The organism is Paenibacillus mucilaginosus 3016, from assembly GCF_000250655.1.
Lineage (GTDB): Bacteria > Bacillota > Bacilli > Paenibacillales > NBRC-103111 > Paenibacillus_G > Paenibacillus_G mucilaginosus.
On sequence record NC_016935.1, the window covers coordinates 7,982,360 to 8,000,452 of the forward strand.

The 18,093-nt window shown below is 55.9% G+C and carries 14 protein-coding genes; 1 reads left to right on the forward strand and 13 read right to left on the reverse strand.

Features of this window, described 5'->3' with window-relative positions; translation table 11 throughout:
- Positions 1–13 precede the first annotated feature (13 nt).
- The 5 genes from PM3016_RS33180 to PM3016_RS33200 form a co-directional block, all read right to left on the reverse strand.
- Positions 14–781, reverse strand: a complete 768-nt coding sequence (locus PM3016_RS33180) for a prepilin peptidase (protein WP_014372410.1) — start codon at positions 779–781, stop codon at positions 14–16.
- Between the two features lie 65 nt (positions 782–846).
- Positions 847–1,302 (reverse strand): type II secretion system protein, encoded by a 456-nt coding sequence (locus PM3016_RS33185; RefSeq protein ID WP_014372411.1) that lies wholly within the window; start codon positions 1,300–1,302, stop codon positions 847–849.
- A 53-nt stretch (positions 1,303–1,355) separates the two neighbouring features.
- Entirely contained in the window at positions 1,356–2,561 is a 1,206-nt protein-coding gene (locus PM3016_RS33190; protein ID WP_014372412.1) for a type II secretion system F family protein, read from the reverse strand.
- On the reverse strand, positions 2,561–3,607 hold the full coding sequence (locus PM3016_RS33195; protein WP_014372413.1) for a type IV pilus twitching motility protein PilT: 1,047 nt from the start codon (positions 3,605–3,607) through the stop codon (positions 2,561–2,563). Before PM3016_RS33195 ends, PM3016_RS33190 begins: the two co-directional genes overlap by 1 nt.
- Before the next feature lie 18 nt (positions 3,608–3,625).
- Positions 3,626–5,293: a GspE/PulE family protein gene (locus tag PM3016_RS33200; protein ID WP_013920866.1), complete on the reverse strand. Its 1,668-nt coding sequence runs from the start codon at positions 5,291–5,293 to the stop codon at positions 3,626–3,628.
- 342 nt (positions 5,294–5,635) lie between these two features.
- On the opposite strand from PM3016_RS33200, the gene PM3016_RS33205 reads away from it, so the two are divergent.
- Positions 5,636–10,330, forward strand: a complete 4,695-nt coding sequence (locus PM3016_RS33205; protein WP_014372414.1) for a DUF5057 domain-containing protein — start codon at positions 5,636–5,638, stop codon at positions 10,328–10,330.
- Positions 10,331–10,439: 109 nt separating this feature from the next.
- On the opposite strand, the gene PM3016_RS33210 is transcribed toward PM3016_RS33205, so the two are convergent.
- The 8 genes from PM3016_RS33210 to PM3016_RS33240 all read right to left on the reverse strand — a co-directional run bounded on the left by PM3016_RS33210 (position 10,440) and on the right by PM3016_RS33240 (position 17,824).
- Positions 10,440–11,825, reverse strand: a complete 1,386-nt coding sequence (locus PM3016_RS33210; protein WP_238540386.1) for a hypothetical protein — start codon at positions 11,823–11,825, stop codon at positions 10,440–10,442.
- Positions 11,822–12,361 (reverse strand): hypothetical protein, encoded by a 540-nt coding sequence (locus tag PM3016_RS40585; RefSeq protein ID WP_238540387.1) that lies wholly within the window; start codon positions 12,359–12,361, stop codon positions 11,822–11,824. Before PM3016_RS40585 ends, PM3016_RS33210 begins: the two co-directional genes overlap by 4 nt.
- Before the next feature lie 11 nt (positions 12,362–12,372).
- Positions 12,373–12,942, reverse strand: a complete 570-nt coding sequence (locus PM3016_RS33215) for a PulJ/GspJ family protein (protein WP_014372415.1) — start codon at positions 12,940–12,942, stop codon at positions 12,373–12,375.
- The gene (locus tag PM3016_RS33220; RefSeq protein ID WP_014372416.1) at positions 12,917–13,474 is read right to left on the reverse strand and encodes a type IV pilus modification PilV family protein; all 558 of its coding nucleotides are present in this window, start codon (positions 13,472–13,474) and stop codon (positions 12,917–12,919) included. The genes PM3016_RS33215 and PM3016_RS33220 overlap by 26 nt, the downstream gene beginning before the upstream one ends.
- A 395-nt stretch (positions 13,475–13,869) precedes the next feature.
- Positions 13,870–14,163 carry a hypothetical protein gene (locus PM3016_RS33225; RefSeq protein ID WP_014372417.1) on the reverse strand — a complete coding sequence of 98 codons (294 nt, stop codon included), beginning with the start codon at positions 14,161–14,163 and terminating at the stop codon, positions 13,870–13,872.
- Positions 14,164–14,420: 257 nt separating this feature from the next.
- Complete coding sequence (locus PM3016_RS33230) at positions 14,421–15,137, reverse strand: SIR2 family NAD-dependent protein deacylase (RefSeq protein WP_014372418.1); 717 nt, start codon at positions 15,135–15,137, stop codon at positions 14,421–14,423.
- 227 nt (positions 15,138–15,364) lie between these two features.
- The gene (gene pulA / locus PM3016_RS33235; RefSeq protein ID WP_014372419.1) at positions 15,365–17,329 is read right to left on the reverse strand and encodes a type I pullulanase; all 1,965 of its coding nucleotides are present in this window, start codon (positions 17,327–17,329) and stop codon (positions 15,365–15,367) included.
- Positions 17,330–17,410: 81 nt separating this feature from the next.
- Positions 17,411–17,824, reverse strand: a complete 414-nt coding sequence (locus PM3016_RS33240) for a hypothetical protein (protein ID WP_014652883.1) — start codon at positions 17,822–17,824, stop codon at positions 17,411–17,413.
- Between the last annotated feature and the right edge of the window lie 269 nt (positions 17,825–18,093).

Below are 18,093 nucleotides of genomic sequence, written 5' to 3' on the forward strand. Positions count from 1 at the left end.
TCACCCCCTATGGTTATCCGATTAGTGTTACGTATGCTTCGATGAGGTCCGCCCCGTAAGCGTAGGCGATCAGTGCGCCTGCGGCCAGGTACGGGCCGAAGGGAATGTGCTGCTTCGGCTTCACCAGTCCCAGCAGCATCAGCGTGCCGCCGACCAGGGATCCGAGCAGACAGGCGAGGATAAAAGCAAGCAGAATCTTCGGCAGGCCGAGCGCGAAGCCGAAGACGAACATCAGCTTCGCGTCGCCCATGCCCATGCCGCCTCGGGAAGCCAGCGCCACCAGGAGGATGACGCCTCCCCCGGCGGCCGCCCCGAGAAGTGCGGTCCCTACGGCGCTCCAGCCCTGGGCGGCGGCGGAGAGCAGCGTCGCTCCCGCCACCAGCGGGAAGAAGAACAGAAGCACCTTGTTCGGGATCAGCATGTATTTCAGATCCGAAACGGTGATGATTACGGAGAGGCTGACCAGCAGCGCGCCGGCCAGTGCTTCCCAGCTCCACCCATGCAGCGTATACACCCCTACCAGCAGCCCTCCCGTCGCCAGCTCCCCGAGCGGGTACAGCACGGATACCGGGGTGCCGCAGTGGCGGCAGCGGCCCCTCGAGAGCAGCCAGCTCAGCACCGGCACCAGGTCCCGCGGACGCAGCTGCGTGCTGCAGTTCGGGCAGGCCGACGGCGGATGGACGATGGATTCCTTCGCCGGCACGCGCAGCGCGACGACGTTATAGAACGAGCCGAGCGTGATCCCCAGCAGGAAGATGTAGGCGATGATGAGCGTTGTCATGGGAACCTCCGCTTGTGTATGTCATGAAAGAGGAACCGGGAGACCCGATTCCTTGGTTGGGTGGATTATTTCGTAGACTCAGATTTCTGAATTTCTTCAGGAGTGTACTTCTTACTAGGCTCTGCTCCAGCAGCTGAGGAAGTGCTGAGCCATACCTCACTTAATACACCATTCGAAAAGATAACCTTAGTGTTATTACCGTCCAGTACTACTTTTGTACTAGGAAGAGTAATTCCTGAATTCAAATAACTTTTTCCAGTTAAATCACTCAGAGTAATAGTGTTATCAGTCTCTCTAGTTACATCTCCCTGCAATTCACCGGTAATGTACAGTCTGGTTGCATCATAAATCTGCCGAGCAGTAGCCACGTCAGCGTCTTTTCTGGATTTATTAATAATTCCACTGATCATCGGTACAGCAATTGCCGCGATAATCCCGAGGATAACAATAACAGCCAGGAGCTCGATCAGCGTAAAGCCTTTTTCTTCTTTCTTGAACCGCTTCAGCACGGACTTCATCATAATAAATTCCTCCAATGTGTAATAAGTAGATTGATATATGATAACAATTGCGGTTATCCAATATTGGAATACAGGCTGAACATCGGCAGCATGATCGCTGCAACGATGGTGCCGACCACGCCGGCCAGGAAGACGAGCAGCAGCGGCTCAATCAGCGACTTCAGCCGGTCGACGGTATTCTCCACTTCCATCTCATAGAAGTCGGCAATCTTCTCCAGCATCTGGTCCAGCGCCCCGGTTTCTTCCCCGATCGCGATCATCTGCGTGACCATCGGCGGGAAGGCCCATGCCTTCTTGAGCGGCTCAGACAAAGGCCGGCCCTGCTGAAGGGAATCCGCCGAATCCCGGATGAATCCGCCGATGACCTTGTTGCCGACCACCGACTCCACGATGTGGAGGGACTGCAGGATCGGCACCGAGCTGGAGTACAGCGAGGACAGCGTCCGCGTCATCAGGGCGATGGAGCCCTTCTGCTTCAGCTTGCCGAATACCGGCACCTTCAGCTGGACATAATCCAGAGCATAAGCGCCCTTTTCCGTACGCCGCGCAGTAATGAAGGCCACCACAAGACCCAGGACACCCAGCACCCAGTACCACCACTGGTTCTCGATGCTGCTGCTTACGGCTAGTACCATTCGCGTGACCAGCGGCAGCTCGGCGTTCATCGACTCGAACATCGAGACGAACTGCGGCACGACCGCCTTGAGCAGGTAGACGACCGCGGCAATAGCGAGGAAGCCTACGACCAGCGGATACGTCATCGCGGATTTGATCTTCTCCCGGGTGACGTGCTCCTTCTCGAAGAAGCGGGCCAGCCGGTCAAGCGTCCCCTCGAGGTCACCGGTCTCTTCACCGGCGCGCACCATGTTCACGAACATCGGCGGGAAGATCCGCTTATGCTCCTGCACCGCGTGCGAGAAGGTTAGGCCTCTTACGAGGGAGCCGCTGACCTCATGCAGCGTCTTGCGCAGCGGCTTGCTCTCCGACTGTTCGGCCAGGATATTCACCGCTTCGACGATAGAGACCCCTGCGCGAATCAATGTAGCCAGCTGGCGGAGGAACATAATGAAGTGGGCCGGCTTGACCGGGTTCCCGATATAGATCTCTGTCGACAGCAGCTGGTTCTGCTGCGGCTTCAGCGAGAGGACCATCAGCCCCTGCTTGCGGAGCTCCTCCACGGCAGCGGACTTGTCCATCGCCGTCAGCGTGCCCTTCAGATTCTTGCTGCCCCGCCGGGCTTGATAGACGAACTGCGGCATCAGGCACCGCCTTCCTGCAAATACGCCTTGGCGGCCAGCGGATCAACCAGCCCCTGCTGAAGAAGCTCCTTGATCGCCATGTCCATCGTATGCATGCCCTGCAGGCGTCCGGTCTGCATCACACTCTTGATCTGATGCACCTTCTCCGTGCGGATCAGGTTCGCCACCGCCGGCGTGTTCATCATGATCTCGGTGACGCAGGTCCGCCCTTCGCCGCGCGGTTTCGGCAGCAGCCGCTGAGAGACCACGCCCACCAGGACGGCGGCCAGCTGGATGCGAATCTGTCCCTGCTGGTGGGCCGGGAACGCGTCAACGATCCGGTCGATCGTCTGCGGCGCATCCGTTGTGTGCAGCGTAGCGAACACAAGGTGCCCGGTTTCGGCCGCGGTCACCGCCGCCGTGATCGTCTCCAGGTCGCGCATCTCGCCGACCAGGATCACATCCGGGTCCTGGCGGAGGACCGCCCTCAGCCCGTCCGCGAAGCTGCGGGTATCGCTGCCGACTTCCCGCTGGTTAATCACCGACGAGCCGTGCGCATGCAGGAACTCGATAGGATCCTCGAGCGTGACGATATGCTTGCGCTGCGTCTTGTTAATATGGTTGATCAGCGCGGCCAACGTAGAGGACTTGCCGCTCCCCGTCGGCCCGGTTACGAGCACAAGCCCGTGCGGCCTCTGCGCCAGGGACTGCACCGCCGGCGGCAGGCGCAGCTCCTCAAGCGTCGGAATCTTGGCCGGGATGGTTCGCGCGGCGAGTGATACCTTGCCCCGCTGCCTGTAAGCGTTGACCCGGTAGCGGGACAGCCCTTCGACTTCATAGGAGAAGTCGACCTCTCCTGTCCGACCGAAGCGCTCCGCCTGATCCGGCGTCATCACGGCCAGAACCATGCCGGAGGTATCCTCCGCGCTTAATAGCGAACCTTCCAGCGAAAGCAGACTCCCATGCACCCGTAGTACAGGGGGCGCCCCTGCGGTGATGTGCAAGTCGGACGCTCCGCGTTCGTGAGCCGTACGCAGCAGTTCATTGAATGTATGCAAGTTAGACATCTGATGGCTCCCTCCCGCTTAGTGCGCTACCGTCTCGCGAATCACCTCCTGCAAGGTGGTCGTTCCGTTGATGACTTTGGCGATGCCGTCATCCATGAGCTGGACCAAGCCCATCTTCACTGCTTCGGCCCGCATCTCCTGTACCGTTGCGTTCTCACTGATGAGCTGGCGCAGCTCTTCGCTGACGACCAGCACCTCATGGATCGCCGCCCGGCCCTGATACCCCGTCTGGTTGCAGGCACCGCAGCCGGTTCCTTTATACAGCGTGCCTACCTCTTCCATGCCGCGGCTCTTCATGAAGAACAATTCCTGCTCCGTCGGAGCGTGCGCCTTCCGGCACTCCGGACAAATCCGGCGCACAAGGCGCTGGGCTACGACGCCGACCAGAGAGGAAGCGATAAGGTACGGCTCGATGCCCATATCCCGGAAGCGGGTGACGGTGCTGATCGAATCGTTCGTATGCAGGGTCGACAGCACCAAGTGGCCTGTCAGCGACGCCCGCACCGCAATCTCCGCCGTCTCGGTATCCCGGATCTCCCCCACCATGACGATATTGGGATCCTGCCGGAGAATCGAGCGAAGGCCTGCCGCGAAGGTCAGCCCGATCTGGGCGTTCACATGCACCTGGTTGATGCCCTCGAGCTGATACTCGACCGGATCCTCGACGGTAATGATGTTCGTATCTTCTTTATTGAGATGACTCAGCGCCGAGTACAGGGTGGTCGTTTTCCCGCTTCCCGTCGGTCCCGTAATCAGCAGGATACCAAAAGGCTGGGCGATCATCTCTTTGAAAGCCTTGATATTCCGCGCACTGAAGCCCAGGTTGTCGATCGGTTTGACCCCTGAGGTGAGGTCGAGCAGACGAAGCACGATTTTCTCGCCATGAATCGTCGGCAGCGTAGAGACCCGGATATCGACGGTCTTGAAGTCGACATTCACCTTGATCCGGCCGTCCTGCGGCAGCCGCCTTTCGGCGATGTTCAGCTTCGCCATGATCTTCAGCCGCGCCGTAAGGAAGCCCTGCATCTGCTTCGGGATCACACGCTCCGTACGGAGGAACCCATCCACCCGGTAGCGGATGACGACGTTGCTCTCGCCCGGGTCCACGTGAATATCCGAGACCCTCAGCTGCACAGCCTGCTGGATCATCTTGTTGACCAGCCGCACAATCGGTGAATCCTCGCTGGTGATCTCCGTCTCTTTGATCTCGTCGGCGGTCGTAATCTCGCCCATCATCTGGCTCATGGAGTCCTGAAGGCCGTAATGCCGCGCGATGGCCCGCTGCAGCTCGTCCTTGCTGGAGATGGCCGGCTCGATCCGGAAGCCCGTCGTCATCCGCATCTCTTCGATCGCGAAGTAATCGAGCGGGTCGGCCATGGCCACCATGAGCTTGCCTCCGTCCTTCTGGAGCGGAATCGCCTGGTACCTTCTTGCCATGCTCTCCGGGATGATCTGCGTGATGGCCGGGTCGATCTGGAATTTATAGAGCGAGACGTGCGGAATGCCAAGCTGGAATTCCAGCACCTCGATCAATTGCTGTTCCGTAATATAGCCCTGCGTAATCAGCAGGTCGCCGAGCTTCTGTTTCGTATTGCGCTGCTCGACAAGCGCTTCCTTCAACTGATCCTCCGAGATAATGCCGCTCTCGACCAGCAAATCCCCGAGCCTCTTTTTGACAAGAGCCATGTGGCACCACTCCAAATCGGTTTCTTACTCTTTATATCGGACATTCCACGTCAGAGTTGAACCCGAATTTCTGGAATCGATTCTTTATTCATCCCGCTCATACTTTTGTCGAATAATGACGTTTATTTTCTTTTATATTTATCGTAGCTTATACCCCTTCCCCCCTCTATACCAAAAATCACACTCCGCTAAAAAGTGCGCAGTGGCGCTGATTTTAACCAATTTATAGCAGGAAAAGGCTCATATATTATCTCTCATGAAAGTAGTACAATGGAACTATTCACTATACCTAGTGATTTGACGTTATTTAGGTAGGACTATATTCATCAATGGAGGGACATCATGCGGATAACAGGGCACTTATGGCATCGATTCTTGTGCCGGCTGCTCGTCTTTACACTCCTGTTCTCATCCCTATCGGCAGTGGGCATTCGGCCGTCCGAAGCCTATGCGGCGGATGAAGCGGTGAAAACCAGAATTCTGGAGATTACGGACAGCGGCACATCGGATTTGAGCGGCATCCTGGGGGGGCAGACCTCTTCGGTGGAGCTGACCACGCTGCGGATGAAGAGATTTGTTGCGCTTCGTGAGGATTTGGATGGACGTTACGACGCCATTTATATCGGTAAGGGAACTTACAATCCTGCAGGCTTACCGGCTTACAACAACACGACACAGAACCACAATACAACCCATCTGCAGAACGACATTACGAACCTGAAAGCCAAAGAAATCATTGACGGGTTCGTTAACAAAGGCCTTCCTGTAATTCTGCACACAGATGTTCTTAATCAAGTACAAACGGGCAAGCTTTATACAATGTTCAGTCCATACAACAAGCCGGCCACGGCCAAAGAGAACGTGATCTTTGTTTCGAACACGGATATCGCAAGCTATACGGCGTTCAGCGCCAAAACCAAATTCGTTGAGCGCTCCGCGGTCCGGCCGCGCTTTGTGCTGACGGCCTCGCCCACCGATTACTCCACGAACAACAGCTTCATCTATCAGGATGGGGATTCGCTGACCTTCCGGTTCGATATCAAGAATGTGACTGACGTTGCCAAACGGGGACTGATCGCCAACCTCTACCTCAGTGCCGACCAGGTGCTCAGCACAGGGGCCGAGCAATTGGTGGCTTGGGCTCCGGTTACGCAGCAGACCGGCAATGTACTCAGCTTCCGGCTGCCCAAAGGGTTCTCGGGGCTCCAGTATTGGAAGCTGGAGATTGTCGAAGGCACGACCCTGACCAAGCTGAAAGACGTCAAATCCGGCGTGTTCCGCTTCCGGGATGAGGTGACCAAGATCAACGTGCTGCAAATCCTCCCGAAGAGCAGTACCTTACTCACGAATCTCGGCATCGATTCAAACAGCTCTTTGAAGACCGAGTCCAATATCAAACAGAGCTATCTGAAAACCACCGATTATGAGATCACCATCGACACGATGAGCATTCTTGACTTTAATGCAACCGGGTTTACCACGCTGAACGGGAAATACGATATGCTTATTTTCGGATTCCGGGATGAGTACAACGCTTATGCTCCCATTAATGAACAAGCCTCCAAAGCAGTACAGACCTTCATTACTACCGGACAAGCGGTCATGTTCACGCATGATACCATCTATACGAACAGCAATTCGGCAAACTGGATGAATTATTTCCAGGCCGCTACCGGACAGATTGAACCGCAAACGAATATGGGCTTGAGGGCGCCCAATACGACAACGACGGTTGTCAAAGTCAATGAGGGGCTCCTGACCCAATTTCCATACGCATTAAGCAGCGGTACCTTGATCAATCTCACACACAACCAGTATTTCACGTTGAATCTGGAGGATCGTGCTGTTGTGCCTTGGTACAACGTCATCGGCAGCTCCCGGGATTTGACGGACAGCTGGAATCATTACTATACGTACTCCAAAGGGAATGTGACCTACTCGGGAACGGGCCACAGAAACACCGGCTTCCCGGATTGGGAGCAGCAGCTCTTCGTCAACACCATGTTCCGTGCTTATATCGGTTCCAACCATGCGCCGGTCATTAGCGCCTATGCGCCGGCGGTCTACTCGTCGACGGACAATAACATCATTCCGGCAAGCCAGGACATCTATGTAAGCTACAAGGCGGAGGATTACGATCTGAACGACCGGCACCTGACTACTTCCGTTACGTTCACCTATAACGGCAAGACGCAAACCGTGCTGCCTGCCGTACAGAAGTCGTCCGGCGAGATGGTCTCCCAAGGCTTCGCCAATCCCCTGCCGGACGGCGGGAATCTGACGATAACGATCACGGCCACCGATGCCAAAGGCGCCTCCTCCGTCAAGGAAATTCCGGTGAAGGTAGAGAAGGTAACGGCCAACCTTCAGCTGGCCCGTACGATCTCGGCTGCGAGGGTGGAGAAGAATACCACCGCCGAGCTGTCCTACACGATTACACCAAGCCCGGTTGCCTACAGCTCGAGCATCAAAGAGAGCGATCTTATCATCAAGGGCCTTCAGGTTAACGAAGTGTTCCCGGCTAACCTGGCTGTGAGCCAGCTTCCGGCCGGGCCAGGCACCTTCGTCAAGGAAGGAACTCTTTCCGGCGGATATACGGTGAAAGGCACCCTGCCGGATATCCAGTACCGCCGCTCGGGCGAACAGTTCATAGCGGATCCCGTATCCTTCAAGATCAGCGTAACGCCGCAGAAGAACGGTTCTTATCTGCTGGACAATTCAAAGCTGACGTTTACTGATTTTGTCCTGAATCAGATCTTAAACCATAGTGTGACGCGGACGCTTCCGTTCAATACATTCAATCTGGATGCCGTTACCACGATGACGTCTCTGGAGCTGACAGGGAAGAACCTGAGACTGAATGACGAGGATCGTCTGATTCCGACCATTCTGCCGCTGGATACGAGCAACAAGAATCTCACCTGGACCTCGCTCCAGCCGGATATCGTCAGCGTCAGCCAGACGGGGATCATCAAAGGTCTGAAGGCCGGCCAGGCCACAATCAGAGCCGTCTCCCAAGACGGGTCCAACTTGTCGGCAACCGCCGTTGTGAACGTCATAATCCCGGGCCTGAACATCATCGGTCCGGCGAACCTGTTCGTTGGCCAAAGCGAGGCCATGACAGCCAGCCTGCTCACGGCCAACGAGACGCCTACCTCTTATACGTGGTCTGTGGTGAGCGGCGGAGAGCATGTCTCGTTGTCCAACACGGATCAGGCATCGACTACGATCACAGGCGTGAAGCCGGGCACCTCCACTGTTCTTCTTACAGTCACTACGGATAAAGGCGCTGTATACACCAGAGAGGCGACGGTTACCGTTATGGCTCCGAAGCTGTCCATCATCGGACCAACCACCCTCTATGTGGGTGAACAGCAGGCTCTGGACTTCCGGTTGTCCGAAGGCTATGAGAATGCGACCGTCTACAGCTGGACCGTGAAGGATGGCGCAGGCAGCGCTCAGCTGACGAACGAGACGAAGCCCTCTGCCGTTCTGGAAGGACTGCTGAAAGGAACGGCAACGGTAAGCCTGACCATTGCCACCGATAAAGGCAGCACCTACAGTCAGGACTTCGTCGTCAATGTTGAAGACCCAAGCGTGGTGATCACTCCGGGTGAACGTGTTATGAATAAAGAAGAAACACTGACTCTTAGTGCGGCGTTTCTGCCTGACGGCCTCAAGATCCCCTATACCGTCCAATGGACGATCGAAGAGCCGAAGAGCGGCGTCGTGACGATCATAGACGGAGCCCAGTCGCTTCAGGGTCTGGTCATTAAAGGCCAGAAGCCGGGTACAGCTCATGTGGCCGTCACGGTGACCACAGACAAAGGCCGTGTCTATACCGACCGTACCGAAATTTCGGTGAGGGGGATCGGCATCTCCGGCGACAGTGAGATGTATGAATTCGAGACTAAGGATTTTCTTGCGATCGCCCAGTCCGTCCCGGGTACCGGTTCGTTCGTGAATGGTATTCTGAATGCAGCTAACTCGACGTGGAGTATCTTAGGCGGAGACGATGTTGTCAAACTACTTCAAGTTGAGGGTCAGAAGATTACTATCGAAGCGTTAAAGCCGGGACAAGCGCAGATCCGCATGGGACTCGGAGTGCTCTCCGCCACCCAGAACATCACGGTCAAGCCGCTCCTCGAGAGCCTCGAGCTTCCGGACAGTCTGCTTCTCAGCACCGGCACGAACAACACCAAGAACTTGTGGAGTCTGTTGGGCGCAAAGCTCGTCGAATCGCCCGAGATCCAGCTTCCGGCCGGCTTCGACTATAAAGAGGCCCGCTTGAAAGGGAATCTGATCTGGTCGAGCTCCGATCCGTCGATCGTTTCAGTGGATTCGAACGGTGTAATCACACCGATGAAAAATGGTACTGCCGACATTACGGTGAGTTACACCGACGCTTTAGGCAAAGCATATAAAGATACGGTCCAAGTTGTCGTCGGCAGCCTCTTGCTGCAGGGGGCTCACGAAATGATGGAGTTCTCGACGATCAACCTGACGGCAGGCTTCGATGCCGGTAATCTTTCGGCCGACCAGCTCGCCGAAATCAAGAATGGCCTCAACTTCCAATGGAGTACGGCTGACGATAAGATTGCTTCCCTGAATGCCCTGACCGGCAGTGGAGTCCTGCTCACCGGCAATCAACCCGGGGATACGGAGATCATTCTCGGCTCGGGCAAACTATCCGTTACTCATGCCATTACCGTGAAGTCGGCTCTTAAGGGCCTCGGACTGCCGGGCTCCTACAAGGTTAAGCGCGGCGCTCAAATCGACCTCTGGAAGCAGCTCGAAGCCGTGCTGGATCCGAGCATCACTCTGCCGGCAGGCATGAATTACAAGGAGTCTCGTTTGAAGGATCGTCTGACCTGGACGAGCTCCAGTCCGAACTATGTATCGGTCAACAAGAACGGAGTTGTCCAAGCTCTTAAGAATGGAACGGCCAAGATTACCGTCAAATATACCGACCAGCTCGGAAGAAACATCATTACCGCTACCCTATCGATTATCGTGGATACGCGTGATCGATTCTAAAGAGTATGGGCTTCGCCATCCATCCATCTAAGGACGGCGAAGCCCTTTTTCTACACCTGATAGACGGACGCATGACCAGAGTTCCCAAGACAAAAAAGAAGACTCCTGCTCATTCGCAGGAGTCTTCTCCTTTTGCACATAATTTTCTTGAGCCTACCTTAACCGTTATGCTGTCCACCCGCGGCAGAGCGGCTCCCTGGTTATCGAGCAGCCCCCCCTTACTCTGCAGGATCATTCTTGACTTCAAAGGGGACTCATCCGGCATGAACAGAAGCGACGACTCGTTGCTGCTCGGCTCCGTATTGCCGCGTACGGCATGAAGAATAAGTTCTTCTTTGGCAAAAAATCCGCCGCGGATCCAGAAGATCGACCCGACCCCGTACAGCTCGGCACTCTTCTCCGTGTAGAAAAAGGCATCCAGTTGATAAAGGTTGTTCTCGGCTGTAGGCTTGTACTCTTCATGAATCTCATCAAAGGAGTTTACCCTTGTAATCAGAATCGATTCCCTGGAGAACAGGAGCAGCTCCTTCCCGTCCATCCCCTTAATCTTGGCATCGGAGATCTCGGTAGATTGACCGCTGTTGCCCAATGTAAAGATTGTTGCATCCATCTCTACATTGCCTTTGATGGTTAAGCTTCCTGTCACCAGGATATTGCCTTTTACCTGAATCGGGGTGGTATCATCGGAGTTGATCGTCAGGTCCCCGTTAACGATAAACCAGTTGCTCTTGTACAAGTCCGAATCAGCGATGATTTCTTCCCTGAAATCTTTAGCGCCCTGCTTATATACCAGCTGCTTGATGGTAATCTGCGTATCGGCAGCTTCCCCTGTGTTCTCCTCAGTTCCTTCCGTATCTTCAGCTTCTGAGGTACCGGACGAACTGCTGTCCTCCGCGTTATTCAGTGTCAGATCACCTTGAAACAGGATAGAGTTTTCTAATGGCTCACTCAGTTTTTCTTGGACGGCCCTTTTTTCCTCATCATATTTAGCCCAACTCTCTTTGCTGGCATCTTCAGGAACAGGTGGGTTGATGACCTCAATGGAACCGGAATTCCTCAGGTATTCCATTAAAGTTCTGCCTTGACTGTTCGATCCGTCATCATTGAACTTTTGTTTTAACGTTTTTCGTTCGACCTTATTGGCACTCACCGCTTCGGATACCTTATCAACGAAGGATTCATTGAACTGGATATCGGCAAACTGCTGATTGTACTCTACTACGCTGGCCTTATCCCCGAACAGTTCTGCAATACGATTCTCAACCAACTGCGGGTCTCCGCCCAAGGCTTTATATTCCGCAGTCCCCGTGCATTCTCCCTCATCCGTATTGCAGTACAGGATATCATTCCGGGTTTCCACAACTGCTTTGCCATCCATAGTTGGATACAAGGTTGCCGCCCGATCCGGCTCGGTCGTGAACTCGTCACTGTTGTAGTAATACTCCGCTTCATCTTTGACAAGTAACTGCTCGCCGGCATACATATCACCGATCATGTAAGGAGAGCCGTCACCTTCACTTTCCCCTTGGAGCCCATGACATAATCCAGGAAGGGCGGATACGTTTGGAGCGTGATCTCCTGCACCAGCTTTCGCTCCACGCCGCCTACAACGGCCTTGGCGATAACTCTAAGGAGGCGTCCCTTATTAATTTCTCCTGCATCTTCAATGGCCTCAATGGTTCCAATCCGGTCCACATTTGCTTCAGAAGCTTCCGTCTGTGGGTCGACTGAATTCTCGCTGTCCGTTACCTGAACGGATTCTAATTCTGATTTAATATCCAATACGTCTTGCTGAAGGCGCTCGGACGTGATTTCTTCCTGTGACTTTCCATTGTACTTCTCCGCAATATAGGCCGCCGCTACGTTCAGGGCCTTCTCCGCCAAGTGCAGGCTCTGCACATCATTCTCCCGCTTCACCGCCAGCTTCGCGCCTCCTACCGCCGCCCCGGTTACGGCAATGCCAAGCATCGTAAATACGACGATCATAAATAAAACCAGAAGCAGGGCCGAGCCCCGTTCCTCCCGAATCATGCCCATCTCTCCTAGAATCCGAATTTGCTCTGAAGGGCGAGCTTGTGCTCCTTCCCCTCATAGGTCTGTCCCAGTTCCATCCTCACATCGATCAACCCGCTTCCGCATGCTTCGGGCTCCGGACTTCCCGGGCATTTCAATTCAATTGTGGAGCCGGGGAGGAGTTGCGATCTCAGCACCATATGACTCTCATCACCGGCCAATCCTTCCTCGTCACCTCCGATGTAGAGTCTCAGCCCCTCTCCATCGGTTTTCAATAAAATGTACTTTTCCTCGTCGTTACCATCGGATAAAGTATCGATCAATGTAATCCCATCCAGCTGGCCGTCAGTGCGGTTCTTATGCTTTTTGACACGATCCGCCCCAAATTCGTACATTTCATTGATGATGGCAGACATGATCAGGTCGCTCTCATTGCGCAGATCATTCTCGATCGTCACTTTGTGATAGGCATTGAAGCCAAAGGTAATCACACCGTAGATCGTTCCCATGACCATAGACATGATCGACAGAGAGGCGATAAGCTCCACCAGCGTCAGGCCGCGCTCGTCGTCTCTAATCCGCCTTACGAATGCTCTCATCGGTGATATACCCCCTCACTTCCGTTGACCGGTACTTTGTCGGTGTATCGTCCGATTTCGCCCGTACTTCGACCATGACAGGCAGCAGGTGCTTAGTAAACGAAGTAGTGTCCAGGCCGCCGCCTTCCACCTTATTCTCCTTATGATGGCTGACCGTGATGGTGTACTCGATCCCGTTGACGCTTGGATTAAGCACGTCCCACAACCCCGGAAACCTGTCGGTGTCGATCAGCAGAGCATTCATACTCTTCCCGGAACAGCGTGGATCGTCCCCGCATTCTTCCGTGCTGATGTTCATCTCGTAGGTAACAAGGTACTTTTCCATCTCCTTAAAACTGCGCTTCTCCATATAAAACAAGGCGTTGCGCGCCAGATTCACCATGACGGTCTTGTTCTGGTTCGCCTTATTGTAAGACATCGCGTTGATGAAGAAAGCCGTCATCGTGAGGCCCGCAATGGCGAGGATTACGCTTGCCGCGAGCACCTCAATCAGGGTGAAGCCTTCTTCTCCGCTTCTGAATCTCTTGAGCACGTACACCCCTCCAAACCTCGATCAAGCCAGGTACAAACTAGGTATTTAGTCTCACTCTTCATTGTAGCACAGGGGTTCGAAGAGCAAGGGAGTTACATTTTACCGGGGCTGGATGTCCATCCCTGCCGCTGCCTTGAAAGGCAGACCCCTATTATATAAATCGACATGTAAGAGCCCTGGAATTAGCCTTGGAGCAAAATAAAAAGCCGGCTGCCCTCTCCCGCAGGAAGAGGTACAACCGGCTTTGGTATGTCTTTCGAATGTTCCAAGCATAAGCTTTACGTTGTTGATGCAGCAGAGGTCGCGGCCCACCGCTGACTGGGTCTCAGCCCTTTCAGCCCTTCCTTCCGGCGTCCTATAAGCCCGTGAGTCCCCCGCGGCCGCTCCATGATGCTTCACTGCCGCAGGCTGGCCGCTGCGGGCCTCAGATGCCGCCCGGCTCTGGGCAGCCGCAGCGTGTATTGCTGGCGCCCCAGGCGGGCTGCCTCGGTCTGCAGGCCCCCGCGGCCGCGGCCCGGCAGCACCAGCGTCCTTCCAAAATATTGGCGGAAGCGGCGTGCGAGCTCGCCCTCCACTTTCTCCAGTTCGTATGCTGCAGCGGCTCCGCGCCCTTCATCGCTTCCACTCCGGATCCCTTGCATCAGGCGCTTCCTCTGGTCAAGCAGGGTTACAAACAAGTGCAGAATCATAAGTAACGCTCCCTTCGTGGAATGGCCGGCGAGGCTCTGAGAATGCAGAACAGCCTCTGCCGGATTGCCGGCAGAGGCTGTAAATGGGTGCATACCTTTGCCGGACAGGCAAAGGTCTCGCTAACAACGTGGTAACGTCGCATACAAAGCCGGAGGCGGTGAGGCCACGGAATGACGACTTTGCGTGTACTAGCTACTCCCCTTTGAGAGTATTCAGTTGGTGTTACCAGCAATATAACAGAGCCGCAGGGCCGGTGTCAAATCCTACGGGATACCCGGCCATGAAGCTCCGGCAGCACCTCGGCCGCCCGGCCCTGGATAAAGGCATGGAACCGGTCCTCCTGTCCCGTTCGCTCCGTCCCGATGAGAATCAGCCGCCCCTTCGTCATGTACGGCAGCTGATTGGCCGGATACACCTGCAGGCTCGTTCCGATGACGAGGACCGCGTCCGCCGCCTTGATCGCGGCCAGCGACTCATCCCACGCCTCTTCCGGCAGCTTCTCGCCGAACAGGACCACGTCCGGCCGCAGCCGACCTCCGCAGTGCCCGCAGGCTTCGCGGCCCAGGAAGGCCTCCTCGGCCGCCTCCCGGCGGCAGTCATGGCAGCGGAACTCGCGGATCGTGCCGTGCAGCTCCCGCACCTCCCGGTTCCCGGCCGCCTGGTGCAGCCGGTCTACGTTCTGCGTCGCGATAAGCGTGAGCCGTCCCTGCTCCTCCCACTCCCGCAGCACCTCATGCCCGGCATGCGGGCGGATGCCCTTGAGGTGGTTCACCCTGGCGGCGTAGAATTCATGGAAGAGTTCATAATTCCCCTCGAGCGCCTCCACGGTCGCAACCGTCCGGGGATCGATCTTCCGCCACCAGCCGGAGGGGGAACGGAAGTCCGGCACACCCGCATCGACCGAGCATCCGGCCCCGGTCAGCACGACGAGCGAACCCGCAGATGCGATCATCTCTGCCGCTTGGTCCAGCATCGCCCTTCCACCTCCCTAGAAATGAAACATGTATATCGTCATTATACAATGCCTGAGGCCTGCCGGAAAAATCCGCAGCGCCCTCGCCCCCAGCACTCTACAACGTAAATCAGCTCCGTTCAGGCGGCCTAGAAGCACTCGGAACCCGCCCAAACGCACAGAAGCCCCAGGTCTCCGTTAAGAGAGACCCGGGGCTTCCTTAATCCATCTGACGCTCCTAAGTGAGCTCAGGACCGCTTGCTAACCCCAAGCACTACCATGCCGATGCCTTCGACCTGCAGCCGTCCGTCCATCCGGCGCACATGCTCGCTCCCGAACAGAACCTCCCACTCGCCGAGCTGAGGCAGAGGGAGATCATCCGTTCCGCGGTTCGCGTGATAGAGCACGTACAGGTGCTCGAAGGGGTCCCCGCCCGCATGATCGCGAAGCGTGTAAGCCACGCAGCCGCCCGGCGCATCCTCGAAGCGGAGGTGGCTGCGGATCTCCTCGGTCGTCGTCATCCGGAAGGCCGGATGAGCCTTGCGCAGGGCGATGAGCTCCTTCATATACCACACGTCATGCTTGCGGTCCGCACAGCGCTGCCAGTCGAGCCGGTTGATCTCGTCCGGCGACTTGTAGCTGTTCTCCACACCCTGCTTCGTACGCATGAACTCCTGGCCTGCATGGAGCAGCGGAATGCCTTGGCTCGTCAGCACGATGGCGGAGGCCAGCCGATGCGAAGCGCGCAGAATGTCTTCACTCTCCCCGCCGCCCACAAGGGACAGCTTATCCCACAAGGTGAAGTTGTCATGGCACTCCGCGTAGTTGACGGTCTGGTCCGGCTGAAGCGGGAACCCGAACGTGTACTCGTTGTAAGGAATCGAACCGCAGGCACCGGTTTTGATCTCGTGCTCGAGGTACCAGCCGCCGTTCACGAAGCCGCGTGAAGCCTTGTCGAACGTGTCGCCCTTCAGCGCGTTGCGCAGTCGGTCATTGAACTGCGCGACCCGCGGCATCCGGCCGGCATGAAGCTGGTTGGCCCGCTCCTCGGGTGCGAGGGCGGAGTCCATCACCCAGCCTTCGCCGGTAATCAGGATCGAAGGGTCGATCTCATCCAGACGGCGGCGGATCTCCTGTATCAGGCTCACATCGTGGAGCCCCATGAGGTCGAAGCGGAAGCCGTCCATGTGGAACTCCCGGGCCCAGTACACGACGGAGTCGATGATGAACTTGCGCATCATGAGATGCTCGGAGGCCGTCTCATTGCCGCAGTGCGACCCGTTGGAGAGCGTACCGTCACTCCGGTAGCGGAAGTAATAGCCCGGTACCAGCTGGGCCAGATTGGCGCGGTAGCCGTCATACAGGTGATTGTAGACGACATCCTGGATCACCCGGATGCCGCGGCTGTGCAGCGCCTGCACCAGCCCCTTCAGCTCCCGGATCCGGGAGTCCGGCTGATACGGATCGGCCGCATAGGAGCCTTCCGGCACGTTGTAGTTCTGCGGGTCGTAGCCCCAGTTGTACTGCTCATCCGGTTTCGTCTCATCCACGCTGCCATAGAAGTAATCGTTGACCGGCAGCAGCTGTACGTGAGTGACACCGAGGTCGACCAGATGGTCGATTCCCGTGTAGATCCCTTCCGGCCCCCGTGTTCCCTTCTCGCAGAAAGCGAGATACTTGCCTTTATGCTGCATCCCCGACTCCGGGTGGATGCTGAAATCGCGCACATGCACCTCGTAGATGATGGCATCCACAGCCGCGCGCATCGGCGGCTTCGTATCGGCGGCCCAGCCCGCCGGGTCCGTCGTGCGAAGATCCAGGATGGCTCCCCGCTTGCCATTGACCCCGACAGCCTTGGCATAAGGATCAGCCGCCTCGTTCCAGCCGTCTCCGATCTTCACCCGGTACGTGTAGAACCAGCCGCCGAAGTCGCCTTCCACATCAAGGGTCCACGTGCCTTTTTCCGCCCGCGTCATCGGCAGCTCGAGTCCGGCCACCTCATCATCCCAGGAGCGGTACAGGACCACAACCGCCTCACCGGCGGTAGGGGCCCACAGACGGAAGAACAACCGGTCCGCCGTATACGTAACGCCGAGGTCATCCCCATCATAGAAGAACGCCTCGTCGAATTCCTTCGTGCCTACCACGAGACTCCCTGTCACTTCAGGGTCCCCGTAATGAATATGAAAATCAAGCTCATGCTGTATCGACATGTTCGTCCCTCCCGGCTTGAATTATGGGTTCTGCATCGAAAAAGGATAGTACTCTATTTGTCGTCACTATGGAGGAATATGTTAAGAGGCAAATTCGGCGTAATAAAAATGCTGATTGTAAGCGTTAGCAGCAATATCGGTCCGGATAGGAAATGGTCGTATTAGGATCAGGATGCCCCAAAACATACCAAAGCATAACTCCCTCCAGGCTTGCTTTTGTAACGCGTCTCCCTGCTTCTTACAGCAGTACGGATTACTACAGTATATGAAAACGCCGCCGATTGGGAGCTCGTCCCCGGCAGGTTGGGCTGTCCCTGCATTAAAAATAAGCCATGCGCCTATTGATGGCCCGATGATTTTATTTTGCGTTCCGCCCGAGCTTCGCTCAAAGGCCCCTGTCAAAATAAAACGTCTTACAGGGCAGGTAAAAGATAAAGGAAAGCTTCGCGAATTCCAGAATGTAATGTCCCCATTTCCACCAGCCAGAATATACATCTAAACGGTCTCCACCGCAGTTCGTCGGTCCTAAGCCTCTTCTCTTCCGGCATAACTTCAGGCCGGAAGGCATATATCTTCGAATGGGAATGGCTTCTACCTCCAAAAGCCGGACTACCCGGGTCCAACAAGCTGCCGCTCCAGGTCTGACACAGCCCGCTATCCTATTCTACCATATTCTGTATATGAACAAGCAAAAAAGTTAGCAGGCTGTGAGCAATGTGACAGACAAACCGATGGATATCGCTTACAATGGATATGGTAAAGTG

Coding starts and splice junctions, on each gene's coding strand:
- PM3016_RS33180 (WP_014372410.1), bottom strand. CDS start 781: ATGACAACGCTCATCATCGCCTACATCTTCCTGCTGGGGATCACGCTC.
- PM3016_RS33185 (WP_014372411.1), bottom strand. CDS start 1,302: ATGATGAAGTCCGTGCTGAAGCGGTTCAAGAAAGAAGAAAAAGGCTTT.
- PM3016_RS33190 (WP_014372412.1), bottom strand. CDS start 2,561: ATGCCGCAGTTCGTCTATCAAGCCCGGCGGGGCAGCAAGAATCTGAAG.
- PM3016_RS33195 (WP_014372413.1), bottom strand. CDS start 3,607: ATGTCTAACTTGCATACATTCAATGAACTGCTGCGTACGGCTCACGAA.
- PM3016_RS33200 (WP_013920866.1), bottom strand. CDS start 5,293: ATGGCTCTTGTCAAAAAGAGGCTCGGGGATTTGCTGGTCGAGAGCGGC.
- PM3016_RS33205 (WP_014372414.1), top strand. CDS start 5,636: ATGCGGATAACAGGGCACTTATGGCATCGATTCTTGTGCCGGCTGCTC.
- PM3016_RS33210 (WP_238540386.1), bottom strand. CDS start 11,825: ATGATCGGTGATATGTATGCCGGCGAGCAGTTACTTGTCAAAGATGAA.
- PM3016_RS40585 (WP_238540387.1), bottom strand. CDS start 12,361: ATGATTCGGGAGGAACGGGGCTCGGCCCTGCTTCTGGTTTTATTTATG.
- PM3016_RS33215 (WP_014372415.1), bottom strand. CDS start 12,942: ATGAGAGCATTCGTAAGGCGGATTAGAGACGACGAGCGCGGCCTGACG.
- PM3016_RS33225 (WP_014372417.1), bottom strand. CDS start 14,163: ATGATTCTGCACTTGTTTGTAACCCTGCTTGACCAGAGGAAGCGCCTG.
- PM3016_RS33230 (WP_014372418.1), bottom strand. CDS start 15,137: ATGCTGGACCAAGCGGCAGAGATGATCGCATCTGCGGGTTCGCTCGTC.
- pulA (WP_014372419.1), bottom strand. CDS start 17,329: ATGTCGATACAGCATGAGCTTGATTTTCATATTCATTACGGGGACCCT.
- PM3016_RS33240 (WP_014652883.1), bottom strand. CDS start 17,824: ATGTATATTCTGGCTGGTGGAAATGGGGACATTACATTCTGGAATTCG.